15 protein-coding genes and 1 riboswitch are annotated in these 15,614 nt (G+C 65.9%); of the genes, 11 read left to right on the top strand and 4 right to left on the bottom strand.

Translation table 11 applies throughout. The features are described from left to right. Positions 1–85 precede the first annotated feature (85 nt). From dnaJ to ACR9ZH_RS16005, 3 genes are all read left to right on the top strand, one after another. Positions 86–1,216: a molecular chaperone DnaJ gene (gene dnaJ, locus ACR9ZH_RS16015; RefSeq protein WP_481291755.1), complete on the top strand. Its 1,131-nt coding sequence runs from the start codon at positions 86–88 to the stop codon at positions 1,214–1,216. A gap of 182 nt (positions 1,217–1,398) precedes the next feature. Beyond that, entirely contained in the window at positions 1,399–2,193 is a 795-nt protein-coding gene (gene dapB / locus ACR9ZH_RS16010; RefSeq protein ID WP_481291754.1) for a 4-hydroxy-tetrahydrodipicolinate reductase, read from the top strand. A 61-nt stretch (positions 2,194–2,254) separates the two neighbouring features. Further along, a riboswitch (yybP-ykoY riboswitch) is annotated at positions 2,255–2,451 on the top strand. A 19-nt stretch (positions 2,452–2,470) separates the two neighbouring features. After that, positions 2,471–3,478: a sodium:calcium antiporter gene (locus ACR9ZH_RS16005; RefSeq protein ID WP_481291753.1), complete on the top strand. Its 1,008-nt coding sequence runs from the start codon at positions 2,471–2,473 to the stop codon at positions 3,476–3,478. 119 nt (positions 3,479–3,597) lie between these two features. Here ACR9ZH_RS16005 and ACR9ZH_RS16000 read toward each other — a convergent pair whose 3' ends face one another. Beyond that, positions 3,598–4,281: a 2OG-Fe(II) oxygenase gene (locus ACR9ZH_RS16000; protein WP_481291752.1), complete on the bottom strand. Its 684-nt coding sequence runs from the start codon at positions 4,279–4,281 to the stop codon at positions 3,598–3,600. A 217-nt stretch (positions 4,282–4,498) separates the two neighbouring features. Here ACR9ZH_RS16000 and carA point away from each other — a divergent pair, with 217 nt between their 5' ends. Genes carA through greA form a run of 3 tightly spaced genes read left to right on the top strand, consistent with a single transcriptional unit; the run spans position 4,499 to position 9,396 of the window. After that, the gene (carA, locus tag ACR9ZH_RS15995; protein WP_481291751.1) at positions 4,499–5,641 is read left to right on the top strand and encodes a glutamine-hydrolyzing carbamoyl-phosphate synthase small subunit; all 1,143 of its coding nucleotides are present in this window, start codon (positions 4,499–4,501) and stop codon (positions 5,639–5,641) included. 48 nt (positions 5,642–5,689) lie between these two features. Continuing rightward, positions 5,690–8,917, top strand: coding sequence for a carbamoyl-phosphate synthase large subunit (gene carB / locus ACR9ZH_RS15990; RefSeq protein ID WP_481291750.1), 3,228 nt, complete (start codon positions 5,690–5,692; stop codon positions 8,915–8,917). Next, positions 8,914–9,396 (top strand): transcription elongation factor GreA, encoded by a 483-nt coding sequence (gene greA / locus ACR9ZH_RS15985; protein WP_481291749.1) that lies wholly within the window; start codon positions 8,914–8,916, stop codon positions 9,394–9,396. Before carB ends, greA begins: the two co-directional genes overlap by 4 nt. A gap of 98 nt (positions 9,397–9,494) precedes the next feature. Here the strand turns inward: greA and ACR9ZH_RS15980 are convergent, their stop codons facing one another. From ACR9ZH_RS15980 to ACR9ZH_RS15970, 3 genes are all read right to left on the bottom strand, one after another. After that, positions 9,495–10,385 (bottom strand): RNA polymerase sigma-70 factor, encoded by an 891-nt coding sequence (locus ACR9ZH_RS15980; protein ID WP_481291748.1) that lies wholly within the window; start codon positions 10,383–10,385, stop codon positions 9,495–9,497. A gap of 198 nt (positions 10,386–10,583) precedes the next feature. After that, positions 10,584–10,997 (bottom strand): cupin domain-containing protein, encoded by a 414-nt coding sequence (locus ACR9ZH_RS15975; RefSeq protein WP_481291747.1) that lies wholly within the window; start codon positions 10,995–10,997, stop codon positions 10,584–10,586. A 22-nt stretch (positions 10,998–11,019) separates the two neighbouring features. Continuing rightward, positions 11,020–11,499 carry a carboxymuconolactone decarboxylase family protein gene (locus ACR9ZH_RS15970; RefSeq protein WP_481291746.1) on the bottom strand — a complete coding sequence of 160 codons (480 nt, stop codon included), beginning with the start codon at positions 11,497–11,499 and terminating at the stop codon, positions 11,020–11,022. A gap of 105 nt (positions 11,500–11,604) precedes the next feature. On the opposite strand from ACR9ZH_RS15970, the gene ACR9ZH_RS15965 reads away from it, so the two are divergent. The 5 genes from ACR9ZH_RS15965 to ACR9ZH_RS15945 form a co-directional block, all read left to right on the top strand. Next, positions 11,605–11,925, top strand: coding sequence for a sigma factor-like helix-turn-helix DNA-binding protein (locus ACR9ZH_RS15965; protein WP_481291745.1), 321 nt, complete (start codon positions 11,605–11,607; stop codon positions 11,923–11,925). Further along, on the top strand, positions 11,922–12,923 hold the full coding sequence (locus tag ACR9ZH_RS15960; protein WP_481291744.1) for a LysR family transcriptional regulator: 1,002 nt from the start codon (positions 11,922–11,924) through the stop codon (positions 12,921–12,923). Before ACR9ZH_RS15965 ends, ACR9ZH_RS15960 begins: the two co-directional genes overlap by 4 nt. A gap of 72 nt (positions 12,924–12,995) precedes the next feature. Next, positions 12,996–13,766, top strand: coding sequence for an SDR family oxidoreductase (locus ACR9ZH_RS15955; RefSeq protein ID WP_481291743.1), 771 nt, complete (start codon positions 12,996–12,998; stop codon positions 13,764–13,766). Positions 13,767–13,781: 15 nt separating this feature from the next. Further along, positions 13,782–14,276 carry an Ohr family peroxiredoxin gene (locus ACR9ZH_RS15950; protein WP_481291742.1) on the top strand — a complete coding sequence of 165 codons (495 nt, stop codon included), beginning with the start codon at positions 13,782–13,784 and terminating at the stop codon, positions 14,274–14,276. A gap of 98 nt (positions 14,277–14,374) precedes the next feature. Then, the coding region (locus tag ACR9ZH_RS15945) for an OFA family MFS transporter (RefSeq protein ID WP_481291741.1) at positions 14,375–15,614 on the top strand (1,240 nt) is incomplete at its 3' end.

Below are 15,614 nucleotides of genomic sequence, written 5' to 3'. Positions count from 1 at the left end.
GCCCGTCTCCAACGGTAGACCGGAACGATCGCGCCGAGGGGCAACCCGCCGGCGCGATCGTCCGTCCAGGGAAAGCAAGCGGTCAATGAGCAGCAAGCGCGACTACTACGAAATCCTCGGTGTGGAACGCACCGTGACGGAGGGCGACCTCAAGAAGACCTTTCGTCGCGTCGCGATGAAGTACCACCCCGATCGCAATCCGGACGATCCGGACGCGATCGAGAAGTTCAAGGAAGCGAAGGAAGCGTACGACATCCTCTCCGACGCGCAGAAGCGCGCGGCCTACGACCAGTACGGTCATGCGGCCTTCGAGGGTGGCGGCTACGGTCGCGGCAATGGCGCCGGCTTCGGCGACGTGGGCGACATCTTCGGCGATATTTTCGGCGACATCTTCGGCGGTGGCGGCGGGCGCCAGCGCGCGCGCCGCGGTGCGGACCTGCGCTACATGATGGACCTCGACCTCGAGGAAGCCGTGTTCGGCGTCGAGAAGAAGATCGAGGTGCCCACCCAGGTCAATTGCCACCACTGCAATGGCACCGGCTCGGAAGATGGCAAGTTGTCGAAGTGCGCGACCTGCGCCGGCCACGGCCGCGTGCGCATGCAGAACGGCATTTTCTCCATCCAGCAGGCGTGCCCGACCTGCCACGGCTCCGGCCAGAAGATCGACAAGCCCTGCAAGAAGTGCCACGGCGAAGGCCGTCTCGAGGAAGAGCGCACCTTGTCGGTGCGTATTCCCGCGGGCGTGGACAACGGCGATCGCATCCGGCTCACGGGGCAGGGCGAAGCCGGCCCGGCCGGGGCGCCCGCGGGTGACCTCTACGTGGAGGTGCGCGTTCGCGAACACTCCATCTTCCAGCGCGACGGTTCGGACCTCTATTGCGAGATGCCGATCCGCTTTGCCCAGGCCGCGCTGGGCACCGAATTGATGGTGCCCACGCTGGAAGGCGAAGTTGCCGTCAACGTGCCGCCGGAAACGCAGACGGGGCAGCAGTTCCGCCTGCGCGGCCGCGGCGTGAAGTCGGTGCGCGGTGGCCGCACGGGCGACCTGATCTGCACGGTCGTCGTGGAAACCCCGGTGCGCCTGACCAAGGAACAGCGCGACCTGCTGCAGCAGCTCGAGGCCACCTTCGTCGGCGAGGAAGCCGCAAAACACACGCCGCGCTCGACCACCTTCATGGACGGCGTAAAGGACTTCTGGTCGCGCGTCACCTCCTGACCCCAGCCGTAGTTGTAGGAGCGCGCCTTGCGCGCGACGTCTTTTCGCGGCGAGCACCAGGGCCTGTTGCTCAAGGCCTCAAAAGACGTCGCGCGCAGGCGCGCTCCTACAACCAGAAGGAGTCGCACGCAAGGCGTGCTCCTACTAGCATTCGCAGACCTCCCCAAATCCCAAGGCCTTCCATGACCCGTCCAGTCCGTCTCGCCATCAGCGGCGCCTCCGGTCGCATGGGCCTGGCATTGCTCGACCTCGTGCGCGATGACGATCGTTTCGAACTGGTGCGCGCCGTGGTCTCCTCGTCTTCCGCCCGCTTGGGCAAGGCGGTGTACGGCGACGTGTCGCCCGTTCGCTTCGGCGACTGGTCGGGGGCTGGCGATGCCGACGTGGTGGTCGATTTCAGCGGCCCGGAGGGACTGGTCGCGGCGCTGGACCGTTGCGAGGCAAGCGGCGCGGCCCTGGTGACCGGAACCACCGGATTATCCCCTGCGCTCGAAGACCGCCTGGCGAAGGCCGCCGAACGCATCGCCGTGCTGCATGCCGCCAACTTCAGCCTTGGCGTCGCCGTTCTCACCCGCCTGTTGCGCGAGGCGGCCGCGGCGCTTCCGGACTGGGACCTCGACATCGTCGAGGCCCATCACAATCGCAAGGAAGACGCTCCGTCCGGCACGGCGCTGGCCCTGGGCCATGCGGCGGCGGCAGGGCGCGGTGCCACTCTCAACGAGCTGGCGGTGTATGCGCGCGAAGGCCGCCCGGGCGCCCGCAAGGCAGGCACGATCGGCTTCGCGGTGGTGCGCGGCGGCGATATCGTCGGCGAGCACCAGGCATTGCTGATGGGCCAGGGAGAGCGCATCGAACTGGGCCACCGCGCCACCGATCGCTCGATCTTCGCCCGCGGCGCGCTGGAAGCCGCTGCGTGGATCGCCGGCCGCGCCCCCGGCGCCTGGACCATCGAAGACGTCATCGCCACCAAGGTGTAACGGCTTGTCTGTCCCGGTCCATGGAGGGGTCCCCGAACCTCGAACCCGTGTTAACATTCGCGCCGATGTCATTGGGGAGTAGCCATCCTCGTTCCCCCTGAGGAGTTCGCGTCAACAGACTTGGCGGTCTTGCGACCCCATGGCGCGAACGGCAACGGCGCAACTCCATGCGCCGCCCGCCCGGCGAGACCTTTGGCCACCGACATGCTCACCCTGGCCGGGCGAGCGGTGTCGTTGTGCCATCGGTTCCGTTCGCTCGCCCGGCCTTAGGCGATCCATGCTGCTCACGTGTTTCCTGTTCCTGGTGTCGGCCGGGGCCATTTATTTCGCCTGCGAGTACTTCGTCAACGGCGTCGAATGGTTCGGGCGCAAGCTCAACCTCGGCGCCACCACGACGGGAACGGTGCTGGCCGCCTTCGGCACGGCACTGCCGGAAAGCGCCGTGACCTTCGTGGCGGTGATCTTCGGCAAGACCCCGGAGGCACGGGACATCGGCGTCGGCGCCGCGCTGGGCGGTCCACTGGTGCTGTCCACCATCGCCTATGCCGTGGTCGGATCCGCTTTATATGCCGGTCGTAAACGCTTGAAGCGAGCCGATTCCTGGGTCCGCGTCGACAATCGCCGCCTGGCCCGCGACCAGTCCTGGTTCCTCGGGATCTTCATCGCCAAGATCGCCCTCGGCCTCGTGGCCTTCGCCTGGAAGCCGTGGCTGGGCGTGCTCTTCCTGCTTGCCTACGCCTTCTACGTCTGGCGGGAGATGCGCGACGACACCAGTGCGCCGGAAGACGAGGAGCTGGAGCCGCTGCTGTTCCGCCGCGGCGACGCCAATCCCGCCATGGCCTGGGTGGCGCTGCAGACGGGCCTGGCGCTGCTGGTGATCGCGGTGGCCTCGCGGACCTTCGTCTGGCAGCTGGAGTCGCTGGGTGCATTCTTCCAGTTGTCGCCGCATATCGTGGCCCTGGTGCTCAGCCCCGTCGCCACCGAACTGCCGGAGACGGTGAACGCGCTGATCTGGGTGCGCCAGGGCAAGGAGCGGCTCGCGCTGGCCAACATCTCCGGCGCGATGATGATCCAGGCGACGATTCCGAGTTCGCTGGCGCTGTTCGCGACGCCATGGCTGTTCGACACGCCGCTGGTGGTGGCCGGCGCGATCACCGCCGTGGCGGTCATCGCGCTGTGGGCGATGTTCCGGCGCGGGGCGGTGGAAGCGCGCTGGCTCATGCCGATCGGCGCGCTTTACGGAGTCTTTGCGGTGTTCGTGGCCTGGTATTTCGCTGGGGCGTAGGAGCGCGCTTCGCGCGCGACATCTTTTCGCGAGGAGCGGCAGGTTTTCGCGAGGAGCAGCAGGGCCTGTTGCTCACGGCCCCAAAAGATGTCGCGCGCAGGCGCGCTCCTACGGGTGTCTTAGTCCGGGTGGGAGGCGTTGCGGTCGCGGTCGGCCCCCATCTTGCGGTCCAGCTTGCCGAAGATCTTCTTGAAGACCCGCGAGAACTTGCCCCGCTTGGTCTTGCGGGCCTTCTCCTCCTCGGAGGTGAGCCAGGCTACCTGGATCACCCGGCGCTCGCCCTCGTAGGGCAGGTGGCCGTGGAAGGAGTTTTCGGCACGGCGGAACACCGCGAACTCGCCGTACAGCGGCTTCAACTCTGGCGCAACCACATCATCGATGTCATTGATCGAGCGGAGGAAACGGAGGCAGCCGTCGCTGGTGTCGGGCCACATCGGGTTGAGGTAGATCAGCGCCGTGGCGATCTTCGACTTGCTGTCGGTATGGATGGTGCCGTGGCGGCGGTTCAGCAGGCGGCAGAGGGTGACCAGGGTCGGGTAGTTCTCCAGGCCTTCGATGCCCAGGTGCCGGCCGATGGCCGCCGAAAACTCGCGCGAGGTCATCTGCTCGACCAGTTCGTTCACCGACGGGCCGCAGTCGCTGGCGTCATAGGGGAAGAACCCTGCGCTGCCGTACTGGGGGAAATCGCGGTCGAGGTCCCCACGGGCATCGTCCGGAAGTTGCCCGTGCGCGATCATGAAGGAGAACGGCTCGTGCCTGATGTCGGTATCGGGACGTTCCAGGCGAGCAGGGTCGAGCAGCATGCGGTCGGTTCTCGGATGGGTAGCTCGGGCGGCATTGTATCGTGCCCGGGGGTGTTCCCCTCGGCATTTTCCTACGCGTTCAGACATCGTTTCCGGTGGACAGAAAGCTGCCTGTCATCTATTATTCTTTCCCGCCCAGCGATTCCTTTTCCCCAAGGCCCACGAGCCGCTTCACGCAGGCTTGCGGGCTTTGCTGCACCTGAAGGCGGCCCATTCCATGCGTATTCCTGCTCTGCTTGCTCTCGAAGACGGCAGCATTTTCCACGGCCATGCCGTCGGTGCCCACGGTGAGACGGTTGGCGAGGTGGTGTTCAACACCGCCATGACGGGGTACCAGGAAATCCTGACCGACCCGTCGTACTCCCGGCAGATCGTCACCCTCACGTATCCGCATATCGGCAACACCGGTACCAACGACGTCGACGTCGAGGCCGACCGCGTCCACGCGGCGGGCCTCATCGTGCGCGACGTGCCGCGCCTCGCCAGCAACTGGCGCAGCACCGAGCCGCTGCCGCACTACCTGCGGCGCCACGGCATCGTGGCCATCGCCGGTATCGACACGCGCCGCCTGACCCGCATCCTTCGCGAGAAGGGCGCACTGAACGGCTGCATCGTGGCGGGCGACGCGATCGACGCCGACGCCGCGGTGGCCAAGGCGAAGGGCTTCCCGGGCCTCAACGGCATGGACCTCGCCAAGGTGGTCAGCACCACGAAGACCTACCAGTGGACCGAGGGTGTCTACGACCTCGACAAGCAGGGCTTCTACAACGCGCCGAAGAAGTTCAGGGTCGTCGCGTACGACTACGGCGTGAAGCAGAACATCCTGCGCCTGCTCGCCGGTCGCGGTGTCGACATCACGGTGGTGCCGGCGCAGACGCCCGCGAGTGAGGTGCTGGCCATGAATCCGGACGGCATCTTCCTGGCCAATGGCCCGGGCGATCCGGCCGCCTGCGACTACGCCATCGAGGCGACGAAGCAGATCCTGGACACGAAGATTCCCACCTTCGGCATCTGTCTCGGCCATCAGATCATGGCGCTGGCGATCGGCGCGAAGACGCTCAAGATGAAGTTCGGCCACCATGGCGCGAACCACCCGGTGAAGGACCACGATACCGGCCGCGTGCTGATCAGCTCGCAGAACCACGGTTTCGCCGTGGATCCCGCGACGCTGCCCGGCAACGTGCGCGTCACCCACACCTCGCTGTTCGACGGCTCGCTGCAGGGCTTCGCCCTGACCGACCGGCCGGCGTTCTGCTTCCAGGGTCATCCCGAAGCGAGCCCGGGTCCGGAAGACGTCGGTTACCTGTTCGACACGTTCATTGCCGCGATGGAAGCGCACAAGGCGAAGCAGGCGTCCTGACGCCAGTCCCCGTCGTCCTCCATCCGCCATCGATTCGCGAGAAAACACATGCCAAAGCGCAGCGACATCAAGACCATCCTCGTCATCGGCGCCGGCCCGATCGTCATCGGCCAGGCCTGCGAGTTCGATTACTCCGGTGCCCAGGCCTGCAAGGCGCTGAAGGAAGAGGGTTACCGCGTCGTCCTGGTGAATTCGAACCCGGCGACGATCATGACCGACCCGGAGACGGCCGACGCCGTCTACATCGAGCCGATCAACTGGCAGACCGTGGAGCGCATCATCGCCAAGGAGCGCCCCGACGCGGTGCTGCCGACGATGGGCGGCCAGACCGGCCTCAACTGCGCGCTCGACCTCGCCGACAACGGCGTGCTCGAGAAATACAACGTGGAACTGATCGGTGCGTCGCGCGAAGCCATTCGCATGGCCGAAGACCGCGACCTGTTCCGCAAGGCCATGGCCGACATCGGCCTGGAATGTCCGAAGGCGGAAGTGGCGCGCTCGATGGAGCAGGCGCTCGAGATCCAGACCACCGTCGGCTTCCCCACCATCATCCGTCCGAGCTTCACGCTCGGCGGCTCGGGCGGCGGCATCGCCTATAACAAGGAAGAGTTCGTCGAGATCGTCGGCCGCGGCCTCGAGCTCTCGCCCGTGCACGAAGTGCTGGTGGAAGAATCGGTGCTGGGTTGGAAGGAATTCGAGATGGAGGTCGTCCGCGACAAGGCGGACAACTGCATCATCGTGTGCTCGATCGAGAACTTCGACCCGATGGGCGTGCACACCGGCGACTCCATCACCGTCGCGCCGGCGCAGACGCTCACCGACAAGGAATACCAGCGCCTGCGCAACGCGTCCATCGCGGTGCTGCGCAAGATCGGCGTCGACACGGGCGGCTCCAACGTGCAGTTCGGCATCAATGCCGAGGATGGCCGCGTCGTCGTCATCGAGATGAATCCGCGCGTGTCGCGCTCCTCGGCGCTGGCCTCGAAGGCCACCGGCTTCCCGATCGCCAAGGTTGCGGCCAAGCTGGCCGTCGGTTATACCCTCGACGAACTGAAGAACGACATCACGGGCGGCCTCACGCCGGCGTCGTTCGAGCCGTCCATCGACTACGTCGTCACCAAGATCCCGCGCTTCGCGTTCGAGAAGTTCCCGGCTGCCGATGCGCGCCTCACCACCCAGATGAAGTCGGTGGGCGAGGTGATGGCCATGGGCCGCACCTTCCACGAGTCGATGCAGAAGGCCCTGCGCGGCCTGGAGATCGGCAAGACCGGCCTCAACCCGACCGGCTTGGACATCGGCAGCGAAGAAGGCTTCCTGACACTCAAGCGCGAGTTGCGCGAGCCGCGTCCGGACCGCGTGTTCCACGTGGCCGACGCGTTCCGCGCCGGCCTGTCGCTGGAGGAAGTGCACGAACTGACGCGCATCGATCCCTGGTTCCTCGCCGCGTTCGAGGACATCGTGATGACCGAGGGCGAAGTGCAGCGCCAGGGCATCGCGGCGCTCGACGAGCCGCGCATGCGCGAGCTGAAGCGCATGGGCTTCTCCGATGCGCGCCTGGCCGAACTCGTCGGCACCGACGAGGCCGCCGTGCGCCACGTGCGCCGCACGCTCGGTGTGCGCCCCGTGTACAAGCGCGTGGACTCCTGCGCCGCCGAGTTCGCTACCACCACCGCGTACATGTATTCCACGTACGAGGAAGAGTGCGAGGCGAACCCCACCGACCGGGACAAGATCATCGTCCTCGGCGGCGGCCCGAACCGCATCGGCCAGGGTATCGAGTTCGATTATTGCTGCGTGCACGCGGCCCTCGCCCTGCGCGAGGACGGGTTCGAGACCATCATGGTCAACTGCAACCCGGAAACCGTGTCCACCGACTATGACACCTCCGACCGCCTGTACTTCGAGCCGCTGACGCTCGAGGACGTGCTGGAGATCGTGGACCTGGAGAAGCCGAAGGGTGTCATCGTGCAGTACGGCGGACAGACCCCGCTGAAGCTCGCACGCGCGCTCGAGGCCGCGGGCGTGCCGGTGATCGGCACCAGCGCCGATTCGATCGACCTCGCGGAAGATCGCGAGCGCTTCCAGAAGATGATCCAGAAGCTCGGCCTGAAGCAGCCGCCGAACCGCACCGCGCGCAATGCCGACGAGGCGCTGGCGCTCGCCCGCGAGATCGGCTATCCGCTGGTGGTGCGTCCCAGCTACGTGCTGGGCGGCCGCGCCATGGAAATCGTCTACGCCGACGCCGACCTCTCGCGCTACATCCGTGAGGCCGTGCAGGTCTCGAACGAATCGCCGGTATTGCTCGACCGCTTCCTCGACCACGCGGTGGAGGTGGACGTGGACATCGTCGCCGACGCCGAGGGCAACGTGCTGGTGGGTGGCATCATGGAACACATCGAGGAAGCCGGCGTGCATTCCGGCGACTCGTCGTGCTCGCTGCCGCCGTATTCGCTCAGCGCCGAGGTACAGGACGAAATGCGCCGGCAGGTGAAGCTGATGGCGCAGGAGCTGAAGGTCATCGGCCTCATGAACACGCAGTTCGCCATCCAGGGCGACGACGTGTTCATCCTCGAGGTGAACCCGCGCGCGTCGCGCACCGTACCATTCGTGTGCAAGGCCACCGGCATGTCGCTGGCGAAGATCGCCGCGCGCGCCATGGCCGGGCGCACCCTGATCGAGCAGGGCGCGACGAAGGAGATCATTCCGTCGTACTACTCGGTGAAGGAAGCCATCTTCCCGTTCCTGAAGTTCCAGAACGTCGATCCGATCCTGGGTCCCGAGATGCGCTCCACGGGCGAGGTGATGGGCGTGGGCCGCAGCTTCGGCGCCGCGTTCGCGCGCGGCCACGAGGCCGCAGGCATCAAGGCGCCGCCTAAGGGCAAGGTGTTCATGTCCGTGCGCGACGCCGACAAGGACCGCCTGCTGCCGATCGCGAAGGACGTGGCCGCGCGCGGCTATGTCATCGTGGCCACCTCGGGCACGGCGAAGTTCCTGCAGGACAATGGCGTGACCTGCGAGCGCATCAACAAGGTGCTGGAAGGCCGTCCGCACATCGTCGACCTGATCAAGAACGGCGAGGTGGTCTACATCGTCAACACGACGGAAGGCAAGCAGGCCATTTCCGATTCGTTCTCGATCCGCCGCGAGGCGCTGCAGCAGCGCGTCACGTATTCCACGACCGTCGCCGGCGCGCGTGCCCTCGTGCACTCGCTCGACTTCCATGCCGATGGTGAGGTCAACAGCCTGCAGGACTTGCACAAGGAGCTTCACGCATGAGCAGCACACGTCCCCCGCTGACCAAGAAAGGTGCAGACCGTCTTCGCGCGGAACTGGAGCAGCTGAAGGGCCCCAAGCGCCAGGAGCTGATCAACGCCGTGGCCGAGGCGCGTGCGCACGGCGACCTCAAGGAGAACGCCGAGTACCACGCGGCGCGCGAACTGCATGGCTTCAACGAAGGCCGCATCAACGAGCTCGAGGCCGCGCTGTCGAACTCCGAGGTGATCGATACCGAGCGGCTCGGCGCCGGGAAGAAGGTGGTGTTCGGCGCCATCGTCGACCTAGTCGACCTCGATACCGATGCCGAAGTGACCTACACGATCGTCGGCGACATCGAAGCCGACATCAAGCAGAACCTCATCGCCGTATCTTCGCCGATCGCGCGTGCGCTGATCGGCAAGAGCGAGGGCGACGAGTTCGAGTTCCAGGCTCCTAATGGCGTGAAGAACTACGAGATCGTCGGCGTCCGTTACAGCTGATCACGACAGCTGCTCTTGCGAGGGCAGGGGCCCGGTGACTCCGTGGCTACGACGCAGAGCCGAGTCGCCAGGTTCCTGCCTGCGCAGGAACGACGGCGTCAGGCGGCGCGGAACCCCTGCAATCCACGCGCGATCCGGGCAAGCTTGTCCGGGTTGCGCTGCACGTGAATGCTCAGGATCTTCTCGCCGTCGGTGACGTAGGTCTGGGCGGACTCCAGTTCGCCCTCGATGTAGCGGAGCAGCGACCATTCGCCGTTGATGCGCACGAGGCGCACCTGTACCTCGTCGCCATAACGCAGGTGCGCGGCGTAGTAGAGCTGCGCGATGCGCTGCCCGCCGAGCATCGGTTGGGGGAAGGTACTGACCTTGCCGCCGCCGTCGCCCTGCAGGTCGGCGTCCGCCGCCAGCATGGAGCGGAGGGCCTGGAAATCGCCCCGGGCCATCGCCTCCGCGAAGCGGCGCATCAACACCAGGTGGGCGTCGTGCGGCACGGTTTGCCGTGGGCGCTCGTCGCGGAGCTGGTCTTTCGCCCGGTGCACCAGTTGACGGCAGGCAGCCTCGCTCTTGCCGAGGGTGCTGGCGATCTCCGGGTAGTCGGCGTCCAGGACTTCGCGCATCAGGAAGGCCGCTCGCGCTTCGGGCGAGAGGCGTTCCAGCAGGAGCAGGAAGGCCACGGAGACATCGTCGGCCAGTTCCTTCAGGTCTTCCGGCGAGGCGCCCTCATCCGTGAGGATCGGCTCGGGCAACCAGATGCCGACATAGTCCTCGCGACGCGCCTTGGCGGCGCGCAGCCGGTCGATGGCGCGCCGCGTCGTGGCCGCCACCAGCCAGGCCTCGGGGTTGTCGATGCTGCCGTGCTCGACGCCGTTCCAGCTCAGCCAGATGTCCTGGACCACGTCTTCCGACTCGGCCACGGAGCCGAGCATGCGGTAGGCGATCCCGTGCAGGCGTGGCCGCAGTGCGGAAAAGGTGGCTGTGGCTTCGTTCATACCCATCAGACGATTGTGCTTACCCGTCTGTGACGTGTCTTGGGCAAAATCGTCCCATGCGCAACCTTTGCGCCTCAATGGATCCGATGTAGGAGCGCGCCTGCGCGCGACAGCTTTTCGCGAAAAGGCGACAGGTCCTGTGGCTCTCGGCCTCAAAAGCTGTCGCGCGCAAGGCGCGCTCCTACCATGTCCCGGGCTTCAGTGGACGGGCATCACCAACGGCTTGTTCTTGTCCTTCAGGATGAACACCACGAACTTCGCGGGCTCGGTCTTGCTGGCGTTGCGGCCGACGGTGTGGATGTCGTCGGGGCCTTCGTAGAAGGTGTCGCCGGGCTTGAGCGCCTGCTCCGGCTTGCCCTTGACGCCCATCACGATGTTGCCTTCAATCACGTACAGCATGGCGTGGGCGTCGTGCCTGTGCACATGTTCGATCGCCCCGGGCGGGTAATCGACGGAGATGAGGGTGATCTCCTTGCCCGGGTTGTCTTTCAGGGCCTTGGTCATGAGGTCCTTGACGTCGGGCTGGGGTGCGCCCTCGGCCGGGTCCTTCTGGGCAAGGGCGAGCGCCGGCAAAAAGGCGACGAGTAGTGCGAATACCTTGGCAGTGCGCATGGCGTGTCCTCGGGGAGTGATCTCAGGAAAGGCCGGCCTTATCCAGGCCCCAGGCTTTATCGAACGCGCCGGGGGTGGGAAGGAAGGCGACGTTGGCGCGATTCCAGGCGTTGATGACCATGATCTGGAAGGTCAGGTCGGAGAGCTCCTTCTCGGAGAACTGGCTCCGCACGCGCTCGTAGAGTTCGTCGGAAACGCCATGGGCGGGGATCTGGGTCAGGGCTTCGGTCCAGGCCAGGGCGGCGCGTTCGCGCGGCTCGAACAGGCTTGACTCGCGCCAGATCGCGACGTGGTAGAGGCGCAGTTCGCGCTCGCCGTGGATCTTCGCTTCCTTGCTGTGCATGTCGACGCAGAAGGCGCAGCCGTTCAGCTGCGAAGCGCGGATGTTCACCAGGTCGTGGATGGTGTCGCCCAGCGTGGATTTCTTGTACAGGGCGCTCAGTTCCATGAGTTTCTTGACCATGTCGGGGGACTGCTGCATGTAATCGAGACGCTGGCTCATCGGATGGATCCTTGGTGGGTGATGGCGGAGAGGCTATGGCTGCAACGGGCACCGGGGTAGATCTGCGGGCGTGACTACGGTGTTGCCTGTCAGGCACCAATGGCCATGTCACAGCCGGGGAGCTCGCCACGTCTGTGGGATATGGACGATGCGAATACGATCTACGAGAGTTTGCGCAGGCAGCTATCGACGCGGCAGCCGGTGGACACCGTCTTCAACGGCCTGCTCGACGCACTCGACGGGCTGTCCGCGAATGCCCGGGTGGCCTTTCTGATGAGCGACATCTTCGAGGCGGGTATCGACGAGGTGGCGATGCTGCTGCGCCTCGATGCCGACGCATGTCGCGCATTGCTCCACGATGCACGCGATCACATCCAGGCGACCGGCGTCCGCCGCGTCCGGCGCCGGAACGAGGACCTGTCATGAACACCCATTCGCCGTCGAGCCGCGGAGGCACGGACGCGCTCGCCACGTCGTTTTCCGCCAGCTATGCGGGCGTCGTCGCCTTCATCGCCGTGGTGAACGAAGGCAGCTTTGCCCGGGCCGCGGACCGCCTCGGCATCGGCCGCTCGGCCGTGAGCCGCAGCGTGCAGAAGCTGGAGCAGCAAGTGGGTGCACGCCTCTTCTCGCGTACGACGCGCAGCACGTCGCTTACCCGCGAAGGCGAGATCTTTTTCGAGAATTGCCATCCCGGCGTGGAGCGCATCTCCCAGGCGCTGGACGACATGCGCGAACTCCGTAATGGACCGCCCCGTGGCCAGTTGCGCATCGGTGCGCCCATGGGCTTCGGGCGCAAGGTGGTGGCACCCTTGTTGAACCGGTTCCGCGATGCCTATCCGGAGATCGCGATCGACCTGCTGCTCGACGATCGCCCTTTTGATTTCACTGGCGACCGCGTGGACGTGGCCTTCCGCAACGGGCGCATGGAGGACAGCCAGATCATCGCGCGTCAGGTCGTGCCGATGCAGATGTTCGTGTGCGCCACTCCGGCATACCTCCGCGAACACGGTGCCATCGTCAGCGTGGACGCGCTCGGCATGCACAGCGGCATTCACTACCGCTCGGGTTCGGGCCGCATCGATGAATGGGAATTCAAGGTGGACGGACGCGTGCGCAAGGCGTTGCCGCCTGCCATGGAAGTATTCAACGACACCGACCTCGTCCTGCAGGCGGTACTTGAAGGGCGGGGCGTCGCGCAGCTGGCCGGTTACCAGGTCTGCGAACACCTGCGCTCAGGCCGGCTGGTGGCTTGCCTGAGCCAATACGCACCGGACGATCGTGGGCATTACGTCTGCTACCAGTCCCGCCAGCAGCTGCCGTCGCGCGTCCGTGTATTCATCGACTTCATGATCGGCGCCATCCGGGCGTTGGACCTGGAATGCGGCAGCAACCTGCCCATTGGTGCAGGGACGACAACACCGTGATCCCGCGCAGGGTGCTACCGGGCCGGCTCACCCGAACCTAGGATGATTCGACGTTCAACAGAGGTAGCCATCATGAAATGTCTCGTCATCGGCGGAACCGGCCTCATCGGCAGCAAGGTCGTGCAGGGACTTCGTGCCCTCGGCCACGAGGCCATCGCCGCCTCGCCTTCCTCCGGGGTGAACACCCTGACCGGCGAAGGCCTGGACGCGGCCATGACCGGCGTCGACACGGTGATCGACCTGGCCAATTCGCCGGTGTTCGTCGGGCCGGACGTGCTCGCCTTCTTCGAGACGGCCGGCCGCAACATCTTTGCCGCGGAAAAACGCGCGGGAGTCGATCGCCACGTGGCGCTTTCGGTCGTGGGGGCCGACAGGCTTCCCGGCAGTGAGTACCTGGTCGCAAAGGTCGCCCAGGAGCGTCTCATCGCGGCATCCGGCATTCCGTACACCATCGTCCGTTCGACGCAGTTCTTCGAATTCCTCGGCGGGATCGCGCAATCGGCGGCGCAGGGCGGCAGCATCCGGCTGCCCACGGCCCATATCCAGCCCATCGCGTCCGACGAGGTGGCGGCGTCGGTCGTCGTCGCGGCGACAGGGACGCCCGTGAACGGCATCATCGAGATCGGCGGTCCCGAGAAGTTCCGCATGGCAGAGCTTGTAGCGCGCTTCCTCAAGATCATCCAGGATCCGCACGAGGTGATCGGCGACGCAAAAGCACCGTACTTCGGCGCGCTGCTTGCCGATGACGACCTGGTGGCCGGCCCCGGGGCACACCTTGGCACGATCGACTTCCCGGCATGGCTGAAGACCTCGAAATACGCCCAGTACGCTTCGGCGGCTTGAGCAGCGGCCACTCCCATGTCAAAGCCGACGCCGCCTCCGGTGTCCTTGCTGGACAGATACACCGGAGCGGAATTCGCTCCGTTGTACACGGGCACGGTCAGTGTCACCGGCGGTGAAGCCGCCCACGGCCGCGCCTCCGGCAAGGCCCGCTCCACCGACGGTTGGCTGGACATCGGTCTGCGCTTGCCGCCTGAGCTGGGTGGTCCGGGCGGGGGCAGCAATCCGGAGCAGCTTTTCGCGGCTGGCTTCGCCGCGTGTTTCCACGGCGCATTGAGCCTGCTGGCCACCCGCGAGCAGATTGCCATCCCGGATGCCATGGTCACCGCCGCGGTGACCTTCGGCCGCGATCCCATGGATGGCCTGTTCACCCTGGTGGCGCACGTCGCCATTTCGCTTCCCGGCGTTCCCCGCCCGCTCGCGGAGGGACTGGTCCGTAACACCGAGCGCCTGTGTCCTTACGCGAAAATGGCGCGCCAGGGCATCGAGTGCGTCGTCAGGCTGGAAGATTGACCGGGCCGTCCTTAAGACCAAGGTAGGGTGGCGCCCGCCGGAAACCTGCCTAAGATGCCATCAGGGCAGATGCACCTTCATCGGCGGGGGAACGGCACATGGCTGCAGGCGGGTTGCTGGCGCGGGAACGTACGATCGCAGGACCGAAGTTCAACCGCTGGCTCGTGCCGCCCGCGGCGCTCGCCATCCACCTCTGCATCGGCATGGCCTACGGGTTTTCCGTGTTCTGGCTGCCGATGACCAAGCTGGTGCCGGGGGCGGATGCTGCGATATGCGCAAGCCAGGGTTTCCTCGACCAGCTCACGACCACCACGTGCAACTGGACCGTTCCGGCGGTCAACCACATCTTCGAGACCTTCATCTTCATGCTCGGCGTGGCAGCGGCCCTGTGGGGTGGCTGGCTGGAACGTGCCGGTCCGCGCAAGGCCGGTTTCATTGCCGCCTGTTGTTGGGGCGGCGGCCTCGTGATCGGCGGCATCGGCGTATCCATGCACCAGTTGTGGCTGGTCTACCTGGGCTGCGGCGTGCTCGGTGGCATAGGGCAGGGGCTCGGCTACATCACGCCGGTGTCGACGCTGATCAAATGGTTCCCTGATCGGCGCGGCCTCGCCACGGGCTTCGCGATCATGGGCTATGGCGGCGGCGCGATGATCGGCGCACCCATTGCCGTGAAGCTGATGGCGGTCTTCGGCGACGGGGTGTCGGCGGGCGTGTCCTCCACCTTGATCTGCATGGGCGTCCTCTATTTCGTGGTGATGTCGCTGGGTGCCTTCGGCTTCCGCGTGACCCCGAAGGGCTGGCGGCCGCTGGGTTTCCAGCCGGAGGCCGTCGACGCGAAGAAGGCACCGCTCATCACCTCGCACCACGTGCACCTGAGTCAGGCGTGGAAAACGCCGCAGTTCTGGCTGATCTGGGGCGTGCTCTGTCTTAACGTCACCGCCGGCATCGGCGTGATCTCGATGGCAAGCCCCATGCTCCAGGACGTGTTCGGTGCGGGCCTGCTCGGCGTGCATCCCACGGCGGAGCTCACGACCGAACAGAAGACGGCGATCGCCGCCGCGGCCGCTGGCCTCGTCGGACTCATCAGCTTGTTCAATTCCGTCGGCCGTCTCGGCTGGGCATCCGCCTCGGATTTCCTTGGCCGCAAGCTCACCTACATCGTGTTCTTCGTGCTCGGCATCGTGCTTTATTGCCTGCTGCCCACGCTGGGTCATCTGGGCATGGCGGCGGCTTTCGTCATCACGGTGTGCGTCATCATCTCCATGTACGGCGGCGGCTTCGCCACGGTTCCGGCTTACCTGGCGGACATCTTCGGCACGCAGATGGTCGGTGCCATCC

The sequence above is a fragment of the Luteibacter sp. SVR4-7G genome (assembly GCF_056755555.1).
This window is presented reverse-complemented; position numbering and strand designations above follow the sequence as displayed.

Excerpts from the sequence above, each read along its gene's own strand:
- dnaJ (WP_481291755.1), top strand. The coding sequence starts at position 86 with ATGAGCAGCAAGCGCGACTACTACGAAATCCTCGGTGTGGAACGCACC.
- dapB (WP_481291754.1), top strand. The coding sequence starts at position 1,399 with ATGACCCGTCCAGTCCGTCTCGCCATCAGCGGCGCCTCCGGTCGCATG.
- ACR9ZH_RS16005 (WP_481291753.1), top strand. The coding sequence starts at position 2,471 with ATGCTGCTCACGTGTTTCCTGTTCCTGGTGTCGGCCGGGGCCATTTAT.
- ACR9ZH_RS16000 (WP_481291752.1), bottom strand. The coding sequence starts at position 4,281 with ATGCTGCTCGACCCTGCTCGCCTGGAACGTCCCGATACCGACATCAGG.
- carA (WP_481291751.1), top strand. The coding sequence starts at position 4,499 with ATGCGTATTCCTGCTCTGCTTGCTCTCGAAGACGGCAGCATTTTCCAC.
- carB (WP_481291750.1), top strand. The coding sequence starts at position 5,690 with ATGCCAAAGCGCAGCGACATCAAGACCATCCTCGTCATCGGCGCCGGC.
- greA (WP_481291749.1), top strand. The coding sequence starts at position 8,914 with ATGAGCAGCACACGTCCCCCGCTGACCAAGAAAGGTGCAGACCGTCTT.
- ACR9ZH_RS15980 (WP_481291748.1), bottom strand. The coding sequence starts at position 10,385 with ATGAACGAAGCCACAGCCACCTTTTCCGCACTGCGGCCACGCCTGCAC.
- ACR9ZH_RS15975 (WP_481291747.1), bottom strand. The coding sequence starts at position 10,997 with ATGCGCACTGCCAAGGTATTCGCACTACTCGTCGCCTTTTTGCCGGCG.
- ACR9ZH_RS15970 (WP_481291746.1), bottom strand. The coding sequence starts at position 11,499 with ATGAGCCAGCGTCTCGATTACATGCAGCAGTCCCCCGACATGGTCAAG.
- ACR9ZH_RS15965 (WP_481291745.1), top strand. The coding sequence starts at position 11,605 with ATGTCACAGCCGGGGAGCTCGCCACGTCTGTGGGATATGGACGATGCG.
- ACR9ZH_RS15960 (WP_481291744.1), top strand. The coding sequence starts at position 11,922 with ATGAACACCCATTCGCCGTCGAGCCGCGGAGGCACGGACGCGCTCGCC.
- ACR9ZH_RS15955 (WP_481291743.1), top strand. The coding sequence starts at position 12,996 with ATGAAATGTCTCGTCATCGGCGGAACCGGCCTCATCGGCAGCAAGGTC.
- ACR9ZH_RS15950 (WP_481291742.1), top strand. The coding sequence starts at position 13,782 with ATGTCAAAGCCGACGCCGCCTCCGGTGTCCTTGCTGGACAGATACACC.